Genomic DNA, 5,384 nt, shown 5'->3' with positions numbered 1-5,384 from the left:
TATCGATCTGGTCGAAAGCACGTGCAGAACCGCCGTAGGTTTTAGCCAGTACGGTAGTGATCGCTGCAGTCAGGGTAGTTTTACCGTGGTCAACGTGGCCGATAGTACCGACGTTAACGTGCGGTTTTGTACGTTCAAACTTTTCTTTAGACATCGATTGTCCCTCTAAGACACGGATAAATCGGTGGTATCACCACATCAACCAAGCATTTGCTCGTTGAATCCAGAACAGAAAGAAAATCAGGGGGCGAGAAATTAAGAAGTGGTGCTGATAGGCAGATTCGAACTGCCGACCTCACCCTTACCAAGGGTGCGCTCTACCAACTGAGCTATATCAGCACATCTTGGAGCGGGCAGTGGGAATCGAACCCACATCATCAGCTTGGAAGGCTGAGGTAATAGCCATTATACGATGCCCGCATCCTGGAACTCGGCTACCTGATTTTTCTGTAGAATTTTGGGATGGAGCAGGATTGTTCATCACTCGGCTCGCATCCTTCGGGCCGGCTGCGCCTTGCGCTGCACAGCTCGAACCTTGCCGAAGGCTTTCGCCCTCTCCTCCCGCCATCAACCGTTGCGGTATTTATCGCATCTCAGTTAATCGCCGAAGGCAAGATTTGGTGGTGGGGGAAGGATTCGAACCTTCGAAGTCTGTGACGGCAGATTTACAGTCTGCTCCCTTTGGCCGCTCGGGAACCCCACCAGATTTTAACTACTTGTGACTTGAATGGTGCCGGCTACCGGAATCGAACTGGTGACCTACTGATTACAAGTCAGTTGCTCTACCTACTGAGCTAAGCCGGCATCAAGTGCAGCGCATTCTAGGTAGAGCGGGCGACCTATGCAACAAAAAAATTGCTTTACGCGCACTTTCGCTCATAAATCAGTCAATTTTGCATACTGTCATGCAATTTGCAGCCTGCGGCGTGCAAACATTCATCACTCGCGGCAATCATTCTCTACAATTTTATCCACTTTTTGCAAGCCTTGAGCGCCGCTTTCTCCGTGTCGGGCTTCTCAAAACACTTAACCCGCGATGGTAAACTGTGAGCGGGATCGATGCACCAAAAAGGGGATACCTGCCCCGAACTGCGGCGTGGGCTACACTGATCCCTCGCCCTTTTGCCGTTGCTATGCCTTTCGCCGCTGTGGCTCAGTTATTGCTTCTCTTCATTACCCCCATCCCAGGAGGAATGACCGATGAAAATAGTGCCTATCAACGCCGCTACGTTGCCGATTTACCGCGATGAATTGGCCCGCCTGTTGACCGATGCCGTCACGCACGGCGCTTCTGTCGGTTACGACACCTTAATTCCTCACGAAGACGCCGAGAGCTACTTCCACAGTCTGCGACCGGCCCTGGCCAAAGGCGAGCTGCTGCTGTGGATTGCCCGTGACGATCGCGGCGTCGTTGGCACCGTGCAACTTGAGCTTTGCCAGAAGCCGAACGGCCGTAATCGTGCGGAGGTAGTGAAGCTGTTGGTGCATAGCCGTGCTCGCCGCAACGGCGTAGGTCAGGCTCTGATGAAGACGCTGGAGTACGCGGCACTGCAGCAGCAACGCGGGCTATTGTATCTGGATACGCAGGCCGGTTCGGCGGCAGAAGCGCTTTATCGCAGCCTGGGTTATCGCTGTTTGGGTGAGCTGCCGGATTATGCAGCGGGCCCCGATGGGCATTACCATCCGACCGTCATTTATTACAAACGTCTGTTCACCGTCAGTCAGCCTTCGCGCGCCATCGCCAGTTAGTCTTCAGGCGGTATCCGGCTCTGATGATACCGCCTTGTAACCCCGCTTTATCAACTGCGCGCCGCTTCGCACAATTGACATAAACTGCTGCCTATCGACAACTTTTGCGAAAAAAGTCTACGCCAAAAACGAAGCTGTCTATAATATGCAGCTTGTTTATTCTCTGGAGTTGGCGTCCGGCGCCTTTCCCAACCTGCGTTAACAGGCAGAATTTGGCTTATGATAAAAAGAGATCAATCTTTAGCAACGCCTTACCTACAGTTCGATCGTACCCAATGGGCTGCGTTGCGAGATTCGGTGCCGCTGACGTTGTCGGAAGAAGAGATCGTTAAACTGAAAGGGATTAACGAAGATCTCTCGTTGGAAGAAGTTGCGCAGATTTATCTGCCGCTGTCACGGCTGTTGAACTTCTATATCAGTTCCAACCTGCGTAGGCAGGCGGTGCTCGAGCAATTCCTCGGCACCGACGGGCAAAAGATTCCCTATGTCATCGGCATCGCCGGCAGCGTAGCCGTAGGTAAGAGCACAACCGCACGTCTGTTGCAGGCGTTGTTGAGCCGTTGGCCAGAACACCGCAGCGTTGAGTTGATCACGACCGACGGCTTCTTGCACCCTAATAAGGTGCTGAACGAACGCGGCCTGATGAAGAAAAAAGGCTTCCCGCAGTCTTACGATATGCATAGCCTGGTGAAATTCGTGTCGGAAGTGAAATCCGGCGCCAAACGCGTCACCGCTCCGGTTTATTCTCATTTGATCTATGACGTTGTGCCCGAAGGTAATAAAGTCATCGAGCAACCGGATATTCTGATCCTGGAAGGGCTTAACGTATTGCAAAGCGGTATGGATTATCCTCACGATCCGCATCGCGTATTCGTTTCCGACTTTGTCGACTTCTCTATATATGTCGATGCGCCGGAGACGCTATTGCAAAGCTGGTATATCAATCGTTTTCTGAAATTCCGCCAGGGCGCATTTTCCAATCCCGATTCTTATTTCCATAATTATTCAAAATTGCCGGAACCGGAGGCGATTAATATCGCCACGCAATTATGGAATGAAATTAACGGATTGAATTTGCAGCAGAATATACTGCCCACCCGTGAACGCGCCAGCCTGATAATGACCAAAAGCGCTAACCACGCCGTTGAAAGCGTGCGTTTAAGAAAGTAAGCCTACCGATCGATTCAGGGGACATTACTGTCCCCTTGTCTTTTCTCACTATTCCGCGCTGCGCAGCGATATCTCGCCACCGATGAAGGGCTTGATCTCCCCGTCCTGTTCCAGCAGCAGTGCGCCCTGTGAATCGATTCCTCGGGCGATACCCACAATCTGCCGCTCGCCAATCAGCAGCTTGACCGGCCTGTCGATAAAGTTATCCAGCGTACGCCAGCGACCGATAAAGGGCGCGAGTCCGTCTATCTCAAACTGTTTCAATGACTGACGCAGTTCATTAAGCAAGGTTGCAGCCAGTTCATTGCGATCGATCTGAATTCCCGCTTCCTGTAGGTTAATCCATCCCTGAGTAATGGCGCTGGCATTGGTATCACGCATCGCCAGGTTGATGCCGGCGCCGATGACCAGTTGGGCCGCATCGCCGGTTTTTCCCGTCAGTTCGACCAGGATCCCCGCCAATTTACGATCGTTCAGATAAAGATCGTTAGGCCACTTCACGCGCACATCAGCCGCACCGAGACGCTGCAAGACCTCCGCCATCACCATCCCGATCACCAGGCTAAGCCCCATAGCCGCTGCCGGCCCCTGCTCCAGTCGCCAGAACATCGACAGATATAAATTAGCGCCGAATGGCGAGATCCACTGCCGCCCGCGGCGCCCTCGTCCTGCCTGTTGGTATTCAGCGACGCAGGCATCACCAGAGTGCAATTCGTCGATGCGGTCCAGCAAGTATTGGTTGGTGGAATCGACCACCGGCAACACGCTTACACGCTTGTCTTCCAGCAGGCTGAGGATTCGCTTGGCTTCCAACAGCTGGATGGCGCCAGGCAGGCTATAGCCTTTTCCGGGCACGGTAAAGACATCCAGTCCCCATTCGCGAATGGTCTGAATATGCTTATTGATCGCCGCGCGACTCATGCCCAGTGACTCACCGAGGTGTTCACCGGAATGGAATTCGCCGTCAGCGAGCAGCGCGATCAGTTTTAACGGCACCTTGGTATCTTTCATGACAGCACCGCCACGGCATTCAGTTCACCGGTCGCGCCAATAAAGCGCACCTCAGGTTCCAGCCACACGCCGAATTTATCAGCCACCGTCTTGCGTACGTGGCGCGCCAACGCCACCACATCCTGACTGTGGGCGTTGGCGATGTTCACCAACACCAGCGCTTGTTGGCGATGTACCGCAGCGCCACCGATACGATATCCTTTCAGTTCGCATTGATCGATAAGCCATCCGGCGGCCAGCTTCACCTGGCCATCCTGCTGTGGATAATGCGGCATAGCGGGATATTGAGCGATGAGTTCTGCGGCTTTCTCTGCGTTCACCAGCGGATTCTTGAAGAAGCTGCCGGCATTGCCGGTTTCACGTGGATCGGGCAGCTTGCTGCGGCGCATGGCGCATACGGATTCAAATACCTGAAGCGGCGTCACCGTGGCAGGATCCAGCTTGGCCAGATCGCCGTAGCTCAATTTGGGTTGCCACTGTTTGTTGAGACGCAGACCCAGCCCGACAATGACATGTCCGGTCTGGAAACGGTGTTTGAAAATACTTTCCCGGTAGCCAAAACCACACTCGGCAGCCGGAATACGATCGATAGCGCCGGTAGAGAAGTCCAGCAGATCGACATACTCGCAGACGTCTTTCAATTCGACGCCGTAGGCGCCGATGTTCTGGATAGGGGCAGAACCGGCCAATCCAGGAATCAACGCCAGGTTTTCCAGACCGCAGATCCCGGCCTGCAGCGTATATTGCACCAGGTCATGCCAATTTTCACCGGAACTGACGTGGAGATACCAGGCATCGTTATCTTCCCGAACATCAATACCCTTCAACTGATTGACCATTACTGTGCCAGAAAAATCCTCCAGGAACAGCACGTTGCTACCTTCACCGAGAATCAGCAACGGCTCCTGACGCTTGCGCGTTTGTTGCCACACCTTGAGCATCAGCTCAATTCTATCGGCCATGATCAGGTGCGCTGCGTTGACCGGGAGCGCAAACGTATTGTGGTTTTTTAAAGACGCGCTTTCAGTAGACATAACGTTCAGTACCTATACGGAAATAATCTTCCGACTAGTCTACTCGATTCGAGGCGTCTGGCTAATATTTGTTTTAATTAACGTGAAATTTATCGACTAATACACTGAAGAATTAAGATTTATCTTTGATATAACCGGATAATTCTCATCAGTCTGTTCATAGATAGATATTTTTATTATTTAAATAATAATCTGGAACTATCAATTATATATTTAGCTGGCTATTTCCCTAGCAAAGAAACATTATGCCTCCTTATAAGGATAAGCTACATATGCCCAAAAAGGCATTTTTCAAAGTAATAGATACTGTCAGGATATTTATTTTACGCATAGCCAAAAGCCCTGAACGTTAGTTCAGGGCTTTTGGCTTTATTTGATGCCTGGCAGTGTCCTACTCTCGCATGGGGAGACCCCACACTA

Annotated in this window: 5 protein-coding genes, 4 tRNA genes and 1 other RNA gene; 2 read left to right on the top strand and 8 right to left on the bottom strand. The window is 52.0% G+C overall.

All coding sequences use genetic code 11. From position 1 onward, the window contains the following. The 6 genes from MMS95_RS23960 to MMS95_RS23935 form a co-directional block, all read right to left on the bottom strand. On the bottom strand, positions 1–154 hold a 154-nt coding region (locus tag MMS95_RS23960), incomplete at its 3' end, for a GTP-binding protein (RefSeq protein ID WP_004200661.1). A gap of 109 nt (positions 155–263) precedes the next feature. Beyond that, a tRNA-Thr gene (locus MMS95_RS23955) sits at positions 264–339 on the bottom strand. Positions 340–345: 6 nt separating this feature from the next. Beyond that, positions 346–420 (bottom strand) — tRNA-Gly (locus MMS95_RS23950). Positions 421–456: 36 nt separating this feature from the next. Further along, positions 457–572, bottom strand: a non-coding RNA gene (locus tag MMS95_RS23945) — RtT sRNA. 46 nt (positions 573–618) lie between these two features. After that, a tRNA-Tyr gene (locus MMS95_RS23940) sits at positions 619–703 on the bottom strand. A 25-nt stretch (positions 704–728) separates the two neighbouring features. After that, a tRNA-Thr gene (locus MMS95_RS23935) sits at positions 729–804 on the bottom strand. 396 nt (positions 805–1,200) lie between these two features. Here MMS95_RS23935 and MMS95_RS23930 point away from each other — a divergent pair. Further along, the gene (locus tag MMS95_RS23930; protein WP_085337720.1) at positions 1,201–1,749 is read left to right on the top strand and encodes a GNAT family N-acetyltransferase; all 549 of its coding nucleotides are present in this window, start codon (positions 1,201–1,203) and stop codon (positions 1,747–1,749) included. Between the two features lie 219 nt (positions 1,750–1,968). Then, positions 1,969–2,919: a type I pantothenate kinase gene (gene coaA, locus MMS95_RS23925; RefSeq protein ID WP_025304936.1), complete on the top strand. Its 951-nt coding sequence runs from the start codon at positions 1,969–1,971 to the stop codon at positions 2,917–2,919. A gap of 48 nt (positions 2,920–2,967) precedes the next feature. Here coaA and birA read toward each other — a convergent pair whose 3' ends face one another. After that, entirely contained in the window at positions 2,968–3,930 is a 963-nt protein-coding gene (gene birA / locus MMS95_RS23920) for a bifunctional biotin--[acetyl-CoA-carboxylase] ligase/biotin operon repressor BirA (RefSeq protein ID WP_004929427.1), read from the bottom strand. Then, positions 3,927–4,964 carry a UDP-N-acetylmuramate dehydrogenase gene (murB, locus tag MMS95_RS23915; protein WP_021505410.1) on the bottom strand — a complete coding sequence of 346 codons (1,038 nt, stop codon included), beginning with the start codon at positions 4,962–4,964 and terminating at the stop codon, positions 3,927–3,929. Before murB ends, birA begins: the two co-directional genes overlap by 4 nt. Positions 4,965–5,384: the final 420 nt, after the last annotated feature.

The organism is Serratia sp. PGPR-27 (assembly GCF_022678525.1).
In the GTDB taxonomy this organism is placed as follows: Bacteria; Pseudomonadota; Gammaproteobacteria; order Enterobacterales; family Enterobacteriaceae; genus Serratia; species Serratia nematodiphila.
The sequence above is the reverse complement of the archived record's forward strand: the minus strand, read 5'-3'. Positions and strand labels throughout refer to the sequence as shown.